This is a genomic window from Cupriavidus sp. NPDC089707, assembly GCF_044748965.1.
Classification (GTDB): Bacteria; Pseudomonadota; Gammaproteobacteria; order Burkholderiales; family Burkholderiaceae; genus Cupriavidus.
Window position 1 is genome coordinate 370350 of record NZ_JBIVHB010000002.1, and the last position, 14732, is coordinate 385081.

A 14732-nucleotide genomic window follows, 5' to 3' on the forward strand; every position below is an offset into this window, starting at 1 on the left:
GCAAGCGCTGTGGCGTGGGTCTACTGCAAAGTCCCGATAAGTAACCCCGTGACCGGACCAGGGTCACAGCAGCTTCCCGACGCTACGGCCGATGCGCGGGTTGCCTGCACCCAGGCGAGCCAGATTGTCATCCAGCGCCTCGGGCACGTAAAGGTAATTCACCATCATGCCGCAGCTCTGGCTGCGGCCTTTTCGCGACAGGTCGGCGGCCCAGTTGAGCCGCTCGACACAAGCGCCGTTGCCTAAGTGGAAGCGTGCCACCGGGTCCGCCGGCAGCGCCTGGTGGCGCTCGCGCACGAGGTAATGCGCAGCCAGGGCCATCGCCGTATCGCGTGTCAGCGGGTCCGCATCGGCGGGCGCTTCAGGCGACAACGCTGCCAGCCACCCCGCCCCGTCTACCGGCGCCTCCCCGTGGCGCTCGCGCCAGCGCGCCAGGCGCTTGTCGCCGAGCGCGCGCGACACCGCATCGGCATCCTGCTTGCGCAGCCAGTCGGCAAACCCGGGAATCGGCGACAGTGTGGCGAACTGCTTGACCTTGGGGAATTCGCGCTGCAGTTCTTCGATCACGCGCTTGAGCAGGAAATTGCCGAAGCTGACGCCGCGCAGGCCGGCCTGCGTGTTGCTGATCGAATAGAAGATGGCCCACTTCACGCGGCGCAGGTCTTCCAGCGGCGCGGCCTCGTCGAGCAATGCCTGGACATTGGCGGCCATCTCGGGAACGAACGCAACCTCGACGAAGATCAGCGGTTCGCGCGGGATGCGCGGATGGACGAAGGCGTAGCAGCGGCGGTCGGAATCGAGCCGGTTGCGCAGGTCGGTCCACGAGGCGATCTCGTGCACGGCCTCGTAGCGGATCAGTTTTTCCAGCAGCGAGGCGGGCGAGTCCCAGGTGATCGGCTGCAGTTCCAGCAGGCCCACGTCGAACCAGTTGGAGAACAGCGCCTCGAGGTCGTCGTCGAGCACGCGCAGCCCCGGCACCCGGCGCTGCCAACGCAGCATGTCGGCGCGCAGCTGGATCAGGAAGTGCAGCCCGCAGGCGCTGCTGCCGCGCTGGCCGTGGAGCGCGGCCAAACGCTTGAAGAAGCGGATGCGGGCGCTGGACAGGGCGTGGGTCAACCCGGAATGGCCGCCCTTGCCGTCGGGCTTCGCGTCACCCTTGGCTTCACCCTTTGTGTCGCCTTTGGCGTCGGCGGCCTTTTCGCCGCTGCTGCTGGCGACCTCCGCCAGCAACTCCAGCATGGCACGCCGGGTGGCCTCGCCCGCGGCCTCGTACTCGGCCTGCCATGCCTGCGCAGCGGCATTGGCGGCACCGTCGGTCAGGCGGGCATCGAAGCACAGCCGCAACTGCTCGCGCTGGCGCCGCGCCACGCGCGTTGCCAGCGGCACCTCGCCGTCGGCGTGCGCCACGCCGTTGGCTGCCTTGGTCGCGGCCTCGGCCTCGCCTTTGCGGCCCCACCAGCGGCCCAGCCGCGACAGGAAATTACTGCCGGTCGGCTCGCTCTCGCCCAGTGGCGCGCTGATTTTCCGGTCACCCGTGTCGAAGGAGTTCATGCGGTACCTGCCTTATGCATCGATCGAAACGTAGAGGACTTGCCGTGCTGCGGCGTGAAGCGTGAAGCTTGGGGCGTGGGCAGCTCTAGTCGTCGCCGCTAGCCACGCGCAGCGCCGGCAGCGCCCGGGTCGGCTGCGCCGCGCCGGCGGCGTTGTCGAGCGCCTGCAGTGCCGCGCGCTGGCGCAGCAGATGGGTCCTCATCATCGCCTCGGCACCTTCAGGGTCGCGCGCCTTGAGCGCGGCGAACACCGACAGGTGCTCGGCGCAGGACTCGTGGATGCGGCCTGGCAGCTTAAGGCTTTTGTGGCGCGACAACCGCAGCACCTTGCGCAGATCGCTGATCAGCCCCGACAGCCAGCGGTTGCCGGCCAGGCGCTGGATCGCCTCATGGATCTGCGCGTTGGTCTCGTAATAGGCGTCAATATCGCCGGCCTGCGCATAGCGGGCCAGGTCGGCGTGCAGGCCTTCCAGGGCGTCCAGTTCGGCACGCGTGGCATTGCGCGCGGCCTCGTAGGCGCAGCGGCCCTCGAGCAGCGCCATCAGCGGGAAGATCTCGTCCAGGTCCTGCTCGGACAGTTTGTTGACAAAGCAGCCGCGGCGCGGCTCGAGTCGGACCAGCCCTTCGGCAGCCAACACCTTTAGCGCCTCGCGCAGCGGCGTGCGCGAGATGCCGAGCGACTCGGCCATCGCGCTTTCGTCGATCCAGGCGCCGGGCATCAACGTATGGGCATCGATCATTGCGCGCAGCCGGTCTGCGACTTCGAGGTACAGGGCCTGCTGGACAATGCGCATTGCCACCCCCGGTTGACGAATCCGTGGCTGGAACCATGTGTCCCGGCCGCCATAATTCATAATTATGGATTAGGACGGAGACGATACAAGGAATTTCGATGCTGCACTGCGAAACACAGATCAAAACGGCATAGGCGCAAGAGAAAAGCGCGCGAGAACGCCGGTGAAAGACAAAGATGCCAGGATGGCGCGGAGGAGGTGCGGCGGGCGTTTCCATGCCTCCCTGCAAAGAAACGCCCGCGCCTGAAAGGACTGCTGAACTGCTTACATCGCCTGCGGATACGTTCGCATCCACCGCGTGGGTCATCATGGAAACCTGGCGCTGGCCCGGCGCCCCCCTTGAAACGCGCTTGCGCGCGGATTTTCCCGTTGCCCTGTTCTGTGGCGTGAAGCATCTGACCCCGGTGATCCTGTCGGACCCTCCCTGAATGCTTCCGTGGCGGCTGTGGCTTGCCGCTCATCTTGTAACAGTATCGTTAGCGATTACCGTGCCAGTGGCTCTAAGTCCTTGAATTTATTGATGACACGCATCCGAAACTTGTTACAGATTGCGATCAGTGTAACAGGATGTTTCTCGATTGTTACGAGGGTTTTCCCATGGCGCCATCGAGACAAACCCAACTTGTCGGCAATTGCATATGCAAAATGTGCCGCGATCTTAATTTATCGATGCGAGAATGTGAGGCGCGCACCGCAATGGCCTGATTTCAATTGGTTGCATTTCTGATACGACCACGCAGGGTTATTTGCCGCGTCCCGTTCGCCAAACCGCATTTCCATTTTCCCCGGGGGCTTCCGCCATGCACGCCGGCAGCAGCGATTTCACGTTCTCTTCGTCCGCGGCCTTTGACACGGCACCGGCGTCGCCAGAACCTTTGCGCCTGTCCTTCACCGGTTCCGGGTCGGAATATTTCCGTATCTGGATTGTTAACGTACTGCTGACCATCGTCACCTTCGGCATCTATTCCGCGTGGGCCAAGGTGCGCACGCTGCAGTATTTCTATCGCAATACCCGGCTCGATGGGGCCAGCTTCGATTACCACGGCAAGCCCTCCGCGATCCTGAAAGGCCGCGCCATCGTGTTCGGCCTCGCCCTTGCGTTCCAGCTGGCCTCGAATGTATCGCCCTTCCTCGCGCTGGCAATGCTGGTAGCGCTGCTGGCGGTGTTCCCGCTGCTGCTGGTGCGCTCGCTGCGCTTCCGCATGGCCAATTCCAGCTACCGCGGCCTGCGCTTTGCCTTCACCGGCGGCGATGCCGAGGCCTACAAGGTATTCGTGCTGTGGCCGCTGGCGGCGGTGTTCACGTTGGGGCTGCTCGGGCCGCTGGCGCACCAGCGTTTCAAGCAGTACCAGCACAACAACATGCGCTTCGGCACGGCGCCATTCGGCTTCGCCGCCGGCGCCAGCGAGTTCTACGGTCTCTACCTGCGGGCGTTCGGCGTGGTGCTGGCCACGGCCGTCGCCGGCATCGTGCTCAGCTTTGTCCTGGGCGCGGTGGTGGCACCGGGCGCCAACGGTCTCGCCGCTGCGGTGCTGCTCGGCTTCGCGATTGCCGGCTTCTACCTGGGCTTACTGGCGGTCAGCCCCTACCTGATGGCGCGCCTGCAGAACGTCGTGTGGAACCACACCACGCTCGCCCCGCACGCGTTCCGCAGCCAGGTCGGCACGGGCCGCATGATCTTTATCTTTGTCACCAACCTGATCGCCATCGCGCTCACGCTGGGCCTGTACCTGCCGTTCGCCCGGGTGCGCGCCACGCGTTACCGGGTCGAAAGCGTGACCCTGCTGGCCGCCAGCCCGCTCGACAACTTTGTCGCCGGCGAGATACAGCAGGTCGGTGCGCTGGGCGATGCCGCAGTAGACTGGTACGACATCGACATCGCGCTGTGATTGCCGCGCCCGGCAGCCTTGGCACCATGATCCCAGTCACCTACTTCGATGGCCGCACCTCGCGCGCGCATGCCGCGACCCTGGCCGTGGAAGCGCAGCAGGCGGTGCTGCGCGACCACAGCGGCGCCGAACTGCGCCGCGCCGCGCTGTCCGATGTGCGCGTATCCGAACGCGTGCGGCGCGCGCCGCGGCTGGTCACGTTCGCTGACGGCGCCTTCTGCGAAATCAACGACCACGCCGCCTTCGACCACATGCTGGCCGCCACCGGCCACCGCGAAGGGCTGGTGTCGCGCGCGCAGAACAGCTGGCGCCTGGCGGGGATGGCGGTGGCGGCGCTGGTGGCGGTGCTGGTGCTGGGCTACTACGTGCTGTTGCCGTGGGGCGCGGGCGTGATGGCGCGCACGGTGCCGGCGGAAGTGGAAGCCCATCTGGGCAAGCTGACGCTGGCGAGCCTGGACAACGGCGTGGTCAAGCCGACGCAGCTGCCGCAGGCCGAGCAGGAACGCATCCGCCAGGGCTTTGCCACGCTCAAGCGGCCGCCCGACGCGGGACACGACTACCAGATCCTGTTCCGCCACGGCGGTGAAATCGGCGCCAATGCCCTGGCGCTGCCCGGCGGCACCATCGTGGTCACCGACGAGCTGGTCAGCCTGGCAGGCACCGGCGCGGGCATGATGGGGGTGCTGGCGCACGAAGCCGGCCACGTGGCGCGGCGCCATGGCCTGCAGCAGGTGATCCAGGCCTCGGCGCTGGGCGCGCTGTCGGCCTACCTGTTCGGCGACATCTCGACGGTGCTGGCCGGCGTGCCGGCCGCCATGCTGACGCTGCGCTACTCACGCGACCACGAGCGCGAGGCCGACGATTTCGCCATCGAAGTCATGCAGCGCAATGGCCTGCCGCCCGCGGCCCTGGCCGATGTGCTGGTCAAGCTGGAACAGCGTGCGGGCGCCGGCGCGGCCTCGTCAGCATCGGAGGCCATACCGGATCGCGGCCAGGATTTCCTGTCGACGCACCCCCATACGCAGGCGCGCATCGACGCGCTGCGCCGCGCCGGCAGGTAGTCCGCCGCGGCGCCTGCGCTCAGGCCGCCGGCTGCGGCGCGCCCGCGCCCGGATGGCGCCGGTAGGCCCAGATCACCATGGCGATGCCGGCCAGGATCATCGGCACGCTCAGCCACTGCCCCATCGACATCTTCAGCGCCAGCAGGCCGAGGAAGCTGTCCGGCTCGCGCGCGAATTCGGCGGCAAAGCGTAATGCGCCATAACCGATCAGGAACACGCCCGAGACCGCGCCCATCGGCCGCGGCTTGCGCGCAAACAGCCACAGGATGATGAACAGCGCCACGCCTTCGCCGGCAAACTGGTACAGCTGCGACGGATGGCGCGGAATGTTGTCGCCCGCCTGCGGGAAGATCATGCCCCACGGCAGGTCGGTCGCGCGGCCCCACAGCTCGCCGTTGATGAAGTTGCCGATGCGGCCCGCGGCGAGGCCGCACGGAATCATCGGCGCGATGAAGTCGGTCACTTCCATCCAGTGGCGGCGGCGCAGCTTGCCGAACAGCCACATCGCCACGATCACGCCGAGAAAGCCGCCGTGGAAGGCCATGCCGCCCTCCCACACCTTGAAGATCTCCATCGGGTGCGCCAGGTAGTACGTCGGCTTGTAGAACAGCACGTAGCCCAGCCGCCCGCCCAGGATCACGCCCAGCACGCCGAAGAACAGCATGTCGTCGAGATCGCGCGGGGTCCAGCCTTTGGCCGCCATATGCGGCTGGCGGATGCGCAGGCGCCCGAACCACAGGAACATGATGAACCCGGCCAGGTACATCAGCCCATACCAGCGGATGGCAAGCGGGCCCAGGTGGATGGCAACCGGGTCGAACTGGGGATGGATCAGCATGTTGGCGTGAATGAAGTTATCTGTATGGGCCGGGCGCGCGCTCAGCGCGGCGCCGCGGCGGCCTCGTTGGCCAGTGCGCCGGCAATCTCGATGAACGACCGCAGCACCGGCGCGACGCCGGCGCTGCCGCCGTCGCGCCAGACCAGCCCGGTTTCGATCTGCGGGCCAGACTCGCGCAGCGCCAGGTACGACACGCCGGTGCGCCGGAGGTTGCACAGCGATGCCGGCACCAGCGCCACGCCCATGCCGGCCGACACCAGGCTGACGATGGTCTGCATCTGGATGGCTTCCTGCGCGATCGCGGGCACCAGGCCCTCGCGCGCATAGTAGCCCGTAATGATGTCATAAAACGCCGGCGCGCTTCGGCGCGGGAAGATGATCAGCGGCTCGGATGCTGCCTCGCGTAGCGATACCTTGCCGTCCTGCGCGAGTCCACCCGCCGGCCGCCAGCCGTCGGGAACGGCCAGCACCAGCGGTTCGCTCACCAGCGGCAGGTAGGCCAGTCCGTGCGGCATCGCCGGCAGCTGGGGCCGGATCACCAGGCCCGCGTCGATCGCGCCTTCCAGCAGTGCTTCGAGCTGGACGTCGCTGGTGGCCTCGCGCAGTTGCAGCTGCACCTCCGGATGACGCGTCCGGAACCGCCGCAGCAGGTCGGGCAGAATGCCGTAGTCGGCCGTGCTGACGAAGGCCAGCGACAGCGAACCCAGCTCGCCCCGCGCCAGCCGCTGCGCCAGCCCGGGCAGTGCCGCGGCATCGGCCAGCACCCGGCGCACTTCGGGCAGCCACTGCGCGCCGGCCGGCGTCAGCGCCACGGAGCGCCGCGTGCGCACGAACAGCGGCACCCCGATCTCCTCTTCCAGCGCCTGGATCTGCTGTGACAGCGGCGGCTGCGTCATCGACAGCCGTTGCGCGGCGCGGCCGAAATGCAACTCTTCCGCCACGGTGACGAAGTAACGCAGCTGACGCAGGTCCAAGCCGGCTCCTGATATGTTTTTCGACTCAATAGATGGCAAATAATATATTTGACACTCCAAAATGCAAGGGGCATGCTTTCCGGCACAACATCGGCCCCGCGTGACAGCGCGCGAACTCCGCGGCGCCGGACATTCCCCCGGAGACCCACCATGGCATTCAACAAACGCTCGCAGAACATCACGCAAGGCGTGGCGCGTTCCCCCAACCGTTCGATGTACTACGCCCTCGGCTACAAGAAGGAAGACTTCGACAAGCCGATGGTGGGCATCGCCAACGGTCACTCCACCATCACCCCCTGCAATGCCGGCCTGCAGCGGCTGGCCGACGCGGCGATCGGCGCGATCAAGGCATCGGACGCCAACCCGCAGGTGTTCGGCACGCCGACTATCTCGGACGGCATGTCGATGGGCACCGAGGGCATGAAGTACTCGCTGATCTCGCGCGAGGTCATCGCCGACTGCATCGAGACCGCGGCGCAGGGCCAGTGGATGGACGGTGTGGTCGTGATCGGCGGCTGCGACAAGAACATGCCCGGCGGCATGATCGCGCTGGCGCGCACCAACGTGCCGGGCATCTATGTCTATGGCGGCACCATCAAGCCGGGCAACTGGAAGGGCAAGGACCTGACCATCGTGTCGTCCTTCGAGGCCGTGGGCGAATTCACCGCCGGGCGCATGAGCCAGGAAGACTTCGAGGGCGTGGAAAGGAACGCCTGCCCGTCGACCGGATCGTGCGGCGGCATGTACACCGCCAACACCATGAGCTCGTCGTTCGAGGCGCTGGGCATGTCGCTGCTGTACTCGTCGACCATGGCCAACCCGGACCAGGAGAAGGTCGACAGCGCGGCCGAATCGGCGCGCGTGCTGGTCGAGGCGATCAAGCAGGACATCAAGCCGCGCGACATCATCACGCGCAAGTCGATCGAGAACGCCGTGGCGCTGATCATGGCCACCGGCGGCTCGACCAACGCCGTGCTGCACTACCTCGCCATCGCGCACTCGGCGGAAGTCGAATGGACCATCGAGGACTTTGAGCGCATCCGCCGCAAGGTGCCGGTGATCTGCAACCTGAAGCCTTCCGGGCAGTACGTGGCCACTGACCTGCACAAGGCGGGCGGCATCCCGCAGGTCATGAAGATCCTGCTCAAGGCCGGCCTGCTGCATGGCGACTGCCTGACAATTACTGGCCGCACGCTGGCCGAGGAACTCGAACACGTGCCGGACACCCCGCGTGCCGACCAGGATGTGATCCTGCCAATCGAAAAGGCGCTCTACAAGGAAGGCCACCTCGCCATCCTGAAGGGAAACCTCGCCGAGGAAGGCGCGGTCGCCAAGATCACCGGGCTGAAGCACCCGGTCATCACCGGCCCCGCGCGCGTGTTCGAGGACGAGCAGAGCGCGATGGAAGCCATCCTGGCCGACAAGATCAACGCGGGCGACGTGCTGGTGCTGCGCTACCTCGGCCCCAAGGGCGGCCCGGGCATGCCGGAAATGCTGGCGCCGACCTCGGCCATCATCGGCAAGGGGCTGGGCGAGTCGGTCGGATTCATTACCGATGGACGCTTTTCGGGCGGTACCTGGGGCATGGTGGTCGGCCACGTCGCTCCTGAGGCGGCAGTGGGCGGTACGATCGCCCTGGTGCAGGAAGGGGACTCGATCACCATCGACGCGCACAAGCTGCTGCTGCAGCTGAATGTCGCGGAAGACGAGCTGGCGAAACGGCGTGCCAGCTGGAAGGCGCCGGCGCCGCGCTACACGCGTGGGGTGCTGGCGAAATTTGCGCGGTTGGCGTCGACGGCCAGCAAGGGCGCGGTGACGGACTGAGGCGCCTTTGCCGTATGTAAAAAAGCCCGCAAGATCGCGGGCTTTTTTGTTGGCCGAGGCGTCTTGCATCCCGGCGGGTTGCTCCCCTCTCCCGCTTGTGGGAGAGGGGCCGGGGGAGAGGGCAGGCGCCGGCAGTACCGAGACGCACAACTCCGTGGACACTCCTGCCCTCTCCCCCGCCCCTCTCCCAAAGGGAGAGGGGAGAAAACCTTCGCCGCGCCAGGGGGACGATGGCTCGCCTCAATCCCCGCCCGGCGTCCGCTCGATCTCCTCCAGCGTCGCATCCAGCCACTCCACCAGCCTGGCCTCCAGCGACTGTGTCAGCTCGCTGGCCAGCTGCGCCGTCAGCGGCGCCAGCCGCGCCTGCAGCGTGGCTTCGGTATGGGCCTCCACCACCTGCGGCCATTCGGTGCGGAAGCGCAGCATCACGCGCGACAGCAGCTCGCTGCGCATGGCGCGGAGGTCGTCCTCGCCAGGATCGGTCGCCGCTGCCGGGGCTTGTGGCGGCAGTGCTTCGGCCTGTGGCTCCCCGGTATCGCCCACATGCATGACCATGCCGGAACCGGCCATGCCAAACGTGTCGATGACGCCTTCCTGCGCGGCGGCCCGCGGCTGCGCCACCAATTCCGTATCCGGCAGTTCGACCACCTCCGTCAGCAGCGGAATGCTGTCGTTGGGCCCGGGCCGCGGGATCACCCGCGATGTGGTGCGTTCGCTCATGCTGGGTCTCCCTTGGGCTGGCCGATATCGTGATGCGTCAGCGGATAGCCGCGTTCGCGGTAGAAGCGGTAACGCTCGCGGCCGGCTTCGCGGGCGGCGTCGCTGGATCCCACCACCTCGATCAGGCGTTCGAAACTGGCGAATTGCGCCGGCGGCTGGTCGGACAGGTTGATCAGCAGCTGGTGGTGCGGCACGCCTTCAGTAGTGGCCGCCAGCAGGATCGGCGTGACCGCCGCATTGGGGTGTTCAAGCCCGCAATGCGGCAGGAAATCCAGCGCCGAGAAGGTCCACAGGCGCGCATCCAGGTCCGCCAGCTGCGCCGGCGCGCCGTGGATCACGACCTTCTGGCCGGCGCCGTAGGCCTTGCGGACCAGCCGGCAGACATAGCCGAGCAGGTCCGGCACGTTGCTGTGAAAATCGATGCGCGTCATGGACGTTTGCTACTTGCGTTGCCGGGGTGGCTGACTGCGGCCGTCAGGCCGCGCGGTCCATCAGGAACTGCGTCAGCAGGGGCACCGGGCGACCGGTGGCGCCCTTGGCCGCGCCGCTCTTCCAGGCCGTGCCGGCGATGTCCAGGTGAGCCCAGTCGTATTTCTCGGTGAAGCGCGACAGGAAACAAGCCGCGGTCACGCTGCCCGCCGGGCGCCCGCCGATATTGGCCATGTCGGCGAAGTTGGACTTGAGCTGGTCCTGGTATTCGTCATCGAGCGGCATGCGCCAGGCGGTGTCCATGGCGTGGCGGCCGGCCTGCAGCAGCTGGTCGGCGAGCATGTCGGAGCGCGAGTACAGGCCACTGTTCTGGTGGCCCAGCGCGATGATGCAGGCGCCCGTCAGCGTGGCCACGTCGATCACCGCGGCCGGCTTGAAGCGCTCGACATAGGTCAGCGCGTCGCACAGGATCAGGCGGCCCTCGGCGTCCGTGTTCAGGATCTCGATGGTCTGGCCCGACATGCTGGTGACGACATCGCCCGGCTTGGTGGCGATGCCGCTGGGCATGTTCTCGCAGGTCGGCACCACGGCCACGACATTGAGCTTCAGGCCCATCTCGGCTACGGCCTGGATGGTGCCCAGCACCGAGGCGGCGCCGCACATGTCGTACTTCATCTCATCCATGCCCTCGCCCGGCTTGAGCGAGATGCCGCCGGTATCGAAGGTGATGCCCTTGCCGACCAGCACCACCGGCGCCTGCTTGGCACCGGCGCCGTCGTAGCGCAGCACGATAAACTGCGGCGGCTCCTCGCTGCCCTTGGTCACGGCGAGGAAGGCGCCCATGTTGAGCGCCTCGATCTGCTTGCGGCCCAGCACTTCGGCCTTGAGCTTGTGGCGCTTGGCGATGCTGCGCGCCGCATTGGCCAGGTAGGTCGGGGTGCAGATATTGGAAGGCAGGTTGCCCAGGTCACGCGTCACTTCCATGCCGTTGGCGATGGCGGTGCCACGCACCGCGGCCTGGGTGGCCGCGCGGGCGTCGCTGCTGTCCACCGCGATCACGACCTTGCGCAGCGACGACTTGTCCGCGCCGTTGGCCTTGCCGTTGGCATTGGCACGCTTCAGGCCAGGGTGGCGCTCCAGCAGCCGGTAGCCAGCGTCGCGCACCAGCGTGATGGTGCTGATGACGGCCCACGAAACGTCGCGCTGCTGCGGCGCCTGCTGCGCCAGGCACCACAGCGCGGTGGTGGCGCGCGTGGACGACAAGGCACGCACCGCGGTGCGCACGGCGTCGGCAAAGGCCTTGTCCGAGAATTCGGCTTCCTTGCCCAGGCCCACCAGCAGCACGCGCGCGGCGCCGACGCCGGCCACTTCGTGCAGCATCAGGTGGGTGCCACGCTTGCCTTCGAAATCGCCCTGCTTGACCAGCCGCGCCACCAAGCCCTTGGTGGCCGTGTCCAGCGCCTTGGCCACGCCGGCAAGGTTCTGGCCTTCGAACAGGCCGACCACGAGGCAGTCAGTCTTGGTCGCCAGGAAACCATTTTGGCCGGCTTTGCTCAAATCCAGGGCTTTTGTGCTAAATTCCATCGCGCTTCCTTCCAGGGGCTCGTTAGACACGAAAGCCTCCATTATCCGCGATTTTTACCCCGCGACCTGCCGCCGCTGATACGCCCCGGTCACGCTGACAGCCAGTTGTGCTGCCAGCCCGCTGTTCTGCCAGGCACCTCGCACGGCACATCGCCCGCTCCGGCCGGCAGCCCGGAACCGAACCTGCATGATCCTTCAACAAGCCCTGCGACGCGAGCTCGCCTACACCGCCGGGGCGGTGTTCCTGGTGATGCTGACCTTCATGCTCACGTCGCTCGTGATCCGCATCCTGGGCATGGCCGCCAGCGGCAAGGCCAGTCCCAACGACGTGCTGATGCTGATTGGCCTGGCCACCATCGGCTATCTGTCCATCCTGCTGTCGGCCACGCTGTTTATCTCCACCCTGATCGTGCTCACGCGCTGGTACAAGGATTCGGAGATGGTGGTGTGGTTCTCGGCCGGCATTTCGCTGCGCGACCTGGTCAAGCCGGTGCTGCAGTTCGCCGCGCCGTTCATCCTGCTGGCGCTGCTGCTGGGCATGTTTGCGTGGCCGTGGGCCAACCAGCAGAGCGCGCTGTTCCGCGACCGCTTCGAGCAGCGCGGGGTGATGTCGATGATCGCCGCCGGCCGCTTCATCGAGCCCGCCAAGGCCAACTACGTGCTGTTCATCGAGGGCATGGACCCCGACATGAAGCATGCGCGCAATGTCTTCGTCGCCAATGCCGAAGCCGACAAGATCGGCGTGGCGCTGGCGCACCAGGGCAAGTTCGAGACCATGCCCAATGGCGACCGCATGGTGGTGATGGAGAACGGCCGCCGCTATTCCGGCACGCCCGGCCAGATTGACTACCGCATCGTCGAGTTCGAACGCTACGCGGTCAAGGTGGACAGCAAGCCGCCCGAGTCCGAAGCCAAGCTGCCGCCCAAGAGCCGCGACACCATCGAGCTGATCCGCAACCCCACGCGCGAGAACCTGGGCGAGCTGATCTGGCGCATCTCGCTGCCGATCCTGGCCTTTAACTTCGTGATGATCGCGATCCCGCTGGCCTATGTGAACCCGCGCCTGGGCCGCTATACACCGTTGGTGTTCGCGGTGCTGATCTACCTGACGTACAGCAACCTCGTCAACCTGACGCAGTCCTGGGTGCGCAATGGCTCGGTGCCGTTCTGGCTCGCCTGGTGGCCGATCCATCTGACGGTGTTCCTCGGGGCGCTGGTGCTGTTCCGCTACCGGCAGAACCGCAGCCTGGGCGGCTGGCGCGCCGTGTTCGGCCTGAAACGGCGCAATGCCGCCACCAGCGGGAGCCAGGCATGAGGATCCTGCGCGTCTATGAACGCTACTTCGGGCGGCTGGTCTATGGCGTGTTCGCCTTCATCCTGTTCGCGGTGCTGTCGCTGTTCGTGTTCTTTGACATGCTCAATGAGCTGGAGAACGTCAACGCCCAGTACACCTCGCTGGTGGCGCTGTTCCACGTGCTGCTGCAGGCCCCTACCCGGGTCTACGAGGTGCTGCCGATCGCGGTGCTGATCAGTGCGATCTACGTGTTTTCGCAGCTGGCCAGCCAGTCTGAGTTCACCATCTTCCGTGTCGCCGGCCTGAATACGCGGCAGGCGCTCTTCTCGCTGTTCAAGCTGGCGGTGCCGCTGGCGCTCGTGACCTTCCTCTTCGGCGAGTTCATCGGCCCGCGCGCGGAGCAGTACGCGCAGAAGATCAAGCTCGAGGCGATCGGCGCGACGGTGTCCGCGGGCTTCCGTTCCGGCGTCTGGGTCAAGGACCGCGACCAGGACCCGGCCGGCGGTGGCGAGATCACCCGCTTCGTCAACGTGGCGGGGCTGCGGCCGGACCAGACCATCACTGGCGTCACGATCTACGAGTTTGACCCGCAATACCGGCTGCGCGTGATCCGCGTGGCCAAGGAAGGCCGCTACCAGGGCGGCCAGGCGTGGGAACTGCAAGGGGTCAGCGAGACGCGCTTTACCGAGCTGATGCCGCAGGCCGATGCGGCCAAGAGCCCGGCGCCGCGTGATGCCCTGGCACCGGATTTCCGCGCCGAGCAGTTGAATTTCCCTCGCGTGGCGATGCACTCGGAGCTGACGCCGCAGATCCTGTCGGTGCTGCTGGTGACGCCGGAGCGGATGTCGACGCTGGACCTGTTCCGCTATATCCGCCACCTGCGCGACAACAAGCAGGACACGCAGCGCTATGAGATCGCGTTCTGGAAGAAGGTGATCTACCCGCTGACGCTGTTCGTGATGGTGGCGCTGGCCCTGCCCTTCGCCTACCTGCACGCCCGTGCCGGGGCCGTCGGCGTGAAGGTGTTCGGCGGCATCATGCTGGGGCTGTCGTTCCACCTGTCGAATACGCTCTTCTCGCACGTCGGCCTGCTGCACACCTGGCCACCCATCGTCTCCGCGCTGGTGCCAGGCACGCTCTACCTGATGGTGGCGCTACTGGCGCTGCGCTGGGTCGACCGGCACTGAGCACGGCCATGGCAGCCTCCGATCGCGCCCTGGTCCTGTTCGCGCACGGCGCGCGCGATGCGCGCTGGCGCGAGCCGTTCGAGCGGCTGCAGCAAAAGCTGGTTGCCGCCCTGCCCGGCTGCGAGGTGCGGCTGGCGTTCCTGGAACTGATGTCGCCACTGCTGCCGGATACGCTGGCGGAACTTGCCGCGGGCGGCGTGCGCGAGGTCACGGTGGTGCCGGTGTTCTTTGGCCAGGGCGGCCACATCCGGCGCGACCTGCCTGCCCTGCTCGACCAGTGCCGGCAGGCTTATCCCGGCCTGCGCATCCATTGCGTGGCCGCGGTCGGCGAGTCCGATGCGGTGCTGGATGCGATCGCGGCTTACTGCATGGCGTCGCTGCCTGGGGCTCCGCCCGCATCCTGAAGTCCTGACGACCTCAATGAAAAATACCCCGTGCCGAATTTCCGCACGGGGTATTTTCTTTGACGCGTCGATGCATCGGTTTCCTCCCCTCTCCCGCTTGCGGGAGAGGGGCAGGGGGAGAGGGCGGGCGCGTGGCAAGAACGACGGCACTCACTCCGTGGAGACTCCCGCCCTCTCCCCCGCC

13 protein-coding genes are annotated in these 14732 nt (G+C 66.7%); 6 read left to right on the forward strand and 7 right to left on the reverse strand.

All coding sequences use genetic code 11. The features are described 5' to 3' along the window. Positions 1 to 63 precede the first annotated feature (63 nt). Positions 64 to 1551, reverse strand: a complete 1488-nt coding sequence (locus ACIP1U_RS05025) for a malonyl-CoA decarboxylase domain-containing protein (protein ID WP_400312411.1) — start codon at positions 1549 to 1551, stop codon at positions 64 to 66. 85 nt (positions 1552 to 1636) lie between these two features. After that, entirely contained in the window at positions 1637 to 2344 is a 708-nt protein-coding gene (locus ACIP1U_RS05030; protein WP_400312412.1) for a GntR family transcriptional regulator, read from the reverse strand. Positions 2345 to 3144: 800 nt separating this feature from the next. On the opposite strand from ACIP1U_RS05030, the gene ACIP1U_RS05035 reads away from it, so the two are divergent. Both ACIP1U_RS05035 and ACIP1U_RS05040 read left to right on the forward strand, forming a co-directional pair. Next, positions 3145 to 4233, forward strand: a complete 1089-nt coding sequence (locus ACIP1U_RS05035) for a YjgN family protein (RefSeq protein ID WP_400312414.1) — start codon at positions 3145 to 3147, stop codon at positions 4231 to 4233. A 26-nt stretch (positions 4234 to 4259) separates the two neighbouring features. Continuing rightward, positions 4260 to 5294 (forward strand): M48 family metallopeptidase, encoded by a 1035-nt coding sequence (locus tag ACIP1U_RS05040; RefSeq protein ID WP_400312416.1) that lies wholly within the window; start codon positions 4260 to 4262, stop codon positions 5292 to 5294. A 19-nt stretch (positions 5295 to 5313) separates the two neighbouring features. On the opposite strand, the gene lgt is transcribed toward ACIP1U_RS05040, so the two are convergent. Beyond that, the gene (lgt, locus tag ACIP1U_RS05045) at positions 5314 to 6132 is read right to left on the reverse strand and encodes a prolipoprotein diacylglyceryl transferase (protein ID WP_400312418.1); all 819 of its coding nucleotides are present in this window, start codon (positions 6130 to 6132) and stop codon (positions 5314 to 5316) included. A gap of 41 nt (positions 6133 to 6173) precedes the next feature. Further along, the gene (locus ACIP1U_RS05050) at positions 6174 to 7106 is read right to left on the reverse strand and encodes a LysR family transcriptional regulator (RefSeq protein ID WP_400312419.1); all 933 of its coding nucleotides are present in this window, start codon (positions 7104 to 7106) and stop codon (positions 6174 to 6176) included. A 150-nt stretch (positions 7107 to 7256) separates the two neighbouring features. On the opposite strand from ACIP1U_RS05050, the gene ilvD reads away from it, so the two are divergent. Then, entirely contained in the window at positions 7257 to 8930 is a 1674-nt protein-coding gene (gene ilvD / locus ACIP1U_RS05055; protein ID WP_400312421.1) for a dihydroxy-acid dehydratase, read from the forward strand. 240 nt (positions 8931 to 9170) lie between these two features. Here the strand turns inward: ilvD and ACIP1U_RS05060 are convergent, their stop codons facing one another. The 3 genes from ACIP1U_RS05060 to ACIP1U_RS05070 are packed head-to-tail and all read right to left on the reverse strand — an operon-like array spanning position 9171 to position 11663. Continuing rightward, on the reverse strand, positions 9171 to 9650 hold the full coding sequence (locus ACIP1U_RS05060; RefSeq protein WP_400312423.1) for a hypothetical protein: 480 nt from the start codon (positions 9648 to 9650) through the stop codon (positions 9171 to 9173). Beyond that, positions 9647 to 10081 (reverse strand): DNA polymerase III subunit chi, encoded by a 435-nt coding sequence (locus tag ACIP1U_RS05065; RefSeq protein WP_400312425.1) that lies wholly within the window; start codon positions 10079 to 10081, stop codon positions 9647 to 9649. Before ACIP1U_RS05065 ends, ACIP1U_RS05060 begins: the two co-directional genes overlap by 4 nt. Positions 10082 to 10124: 43 nt before the next feature. Then, the gene (locus tag ACIP1U_RS05070; RefSeq protein ID WP_400312427.1) at positions 10125 to 11663 is read right to left on the reverse strand and encodes a leucyl aminopeptidase; all 1539 of its coding nucleotides are present in this window, start codon (positions 11661 to 11663) and stop codon (positions 10125 to 10127) included. Between the two features lie 187 nt (positions 11664 to 11850). On the opposite strand from ACIP1U_RS05070, the gene lptF reads away from it, so the two are divergent. From lptF to ACIP1U_RS05085, 3 genes are read left to right on the forward strand one after another with little or no spacing between them, the layout of a single operon-like run. Then, positions 11851 to 12978, forward strand: a complete 1128-nt coding sequence (gene lptF / locus ACIP1U_RS05075) for an LPS export ABC transporter permease LptF (RefSeq protein WP_400312429.1) — start codon at positions 11851 to 11853, stop codon at positions 12976 to 12978. Continuing rightward, positions 12975 to 14144 (forward strand): LPS export ABC transporter permease LptG, encoded by a 1170-nt coding sequence (gene lptG, locus ACIP1U_RS05080; RefSeq protein ID WP_400312431.1) that lies wholly within the window; start codon positions 12975 to 12977, stop codon positions 14142 to 14144. Before lptF ends, lptG begins: the two co-directional genes overlap by 4 nt. 8 nt (positions 14145 to 14152) lie before the next feature. After that, a complete protein-coding gene (locus ACIP1U_RS05085) occupies positions 14153 to 14548 on the forward strand; it encodes a sirohydrochlorin chelatase (RefSeq protein ID WP_400312433.1) in 396 nt (131 codons plus the stop codon). The last annotated feature ends 184 nt before the right edge of the window (positions 14549 to 14732 follow it).

Excerpts from the sequence above, each read along its gene's own strand:
- ACIP1U_RS05025 (WP_400312411.1), bottom strand. The coding sequence starts at position 1,551 with ATGAACTCCTTCGACACGGGTGACCGGAAAATCAGCGCGCCACTGGGC.
- ACIP1U_RS05030 (WP_400312412.1), bottom strand. The coding sequence starts at position 2,344 with ATGCGCATTGTCCAGCAGGCCCTGTACCTCGAAGTCGCAGACCGGCTG.
- ACIP1U_RS05035 (WP_400312414.1), top strand. The coding sequence starts at position 3,145 with ATGCACGCCGGCAGCAGCGATTTCACGTTCTCTTCGTCCGCGGCCTTT.
- ACIP1U_RS05040 (WP_400312416.1), top strand. The coding sequence starts at position 4,260 with ATGATCCCAGTCACCTACTTCGATGGCCGCACCTCGCGCGCGCATGCC.
- lgt (WP_400312418.1), bottom strand. The coding sequence starts at position 6,132 with ATGCTGATCCATCCCCAGTTCGACCCGGTTGCCATCCACCTGGGCCCG.
- ilvD (WP_400312421.1), top strand. The coding sequence starts at position 7,257 with ATGGCATTCAACAAACGCTCGCAGAACATCACGCAAGGCGTGGCGCGT.
- ACIP1U_RS05060 (WP_400312423.1), bottom strand. The coding sequence starts at position 9,650 with ATGAGCGAACGCACCACATCGCGGGTGATCCCGCGGCCCGGGCCCAAC.
- ACIP1U_RS05065 (WP_400312425.1), bottom strand. The coding sequence starts at position 10,081 with ATGACGCGCATCGATTTTCACAGCAACGTGCCGGACCTGCTCGGCTAT.
- ACIP1U_RS05070 (WP_400312427.1), bottom strand. The coding sequence starts at position 11,663 with ATGGAATTTAGCACAAAAGCCCTGGATTTGAGCAAAGCCGGCCAAAAT.
- lptF (WP_400312429.1), top strand. The coding sequence starts at position 11,851 with ATGATCCTTCAACAAGCCCTGCGACGCGAGCTCGCCTACACCGCCGGG.
- lptG (WP_400312431.1), top strand. The coding sequence starts at position 12,975 with ATGAGGATCCTGCGCGTCTATGAACGCTACTTCGGGCGGCTGGTCTAT.
- ACIP1U_RS05085 (WP_400312433.1), top strand. The coding sequence starts at position 14,153 with ATGGCAGCCTCCGATCGCGCCCTGGTCCTGTTCGCGCACGGCGCGCGC.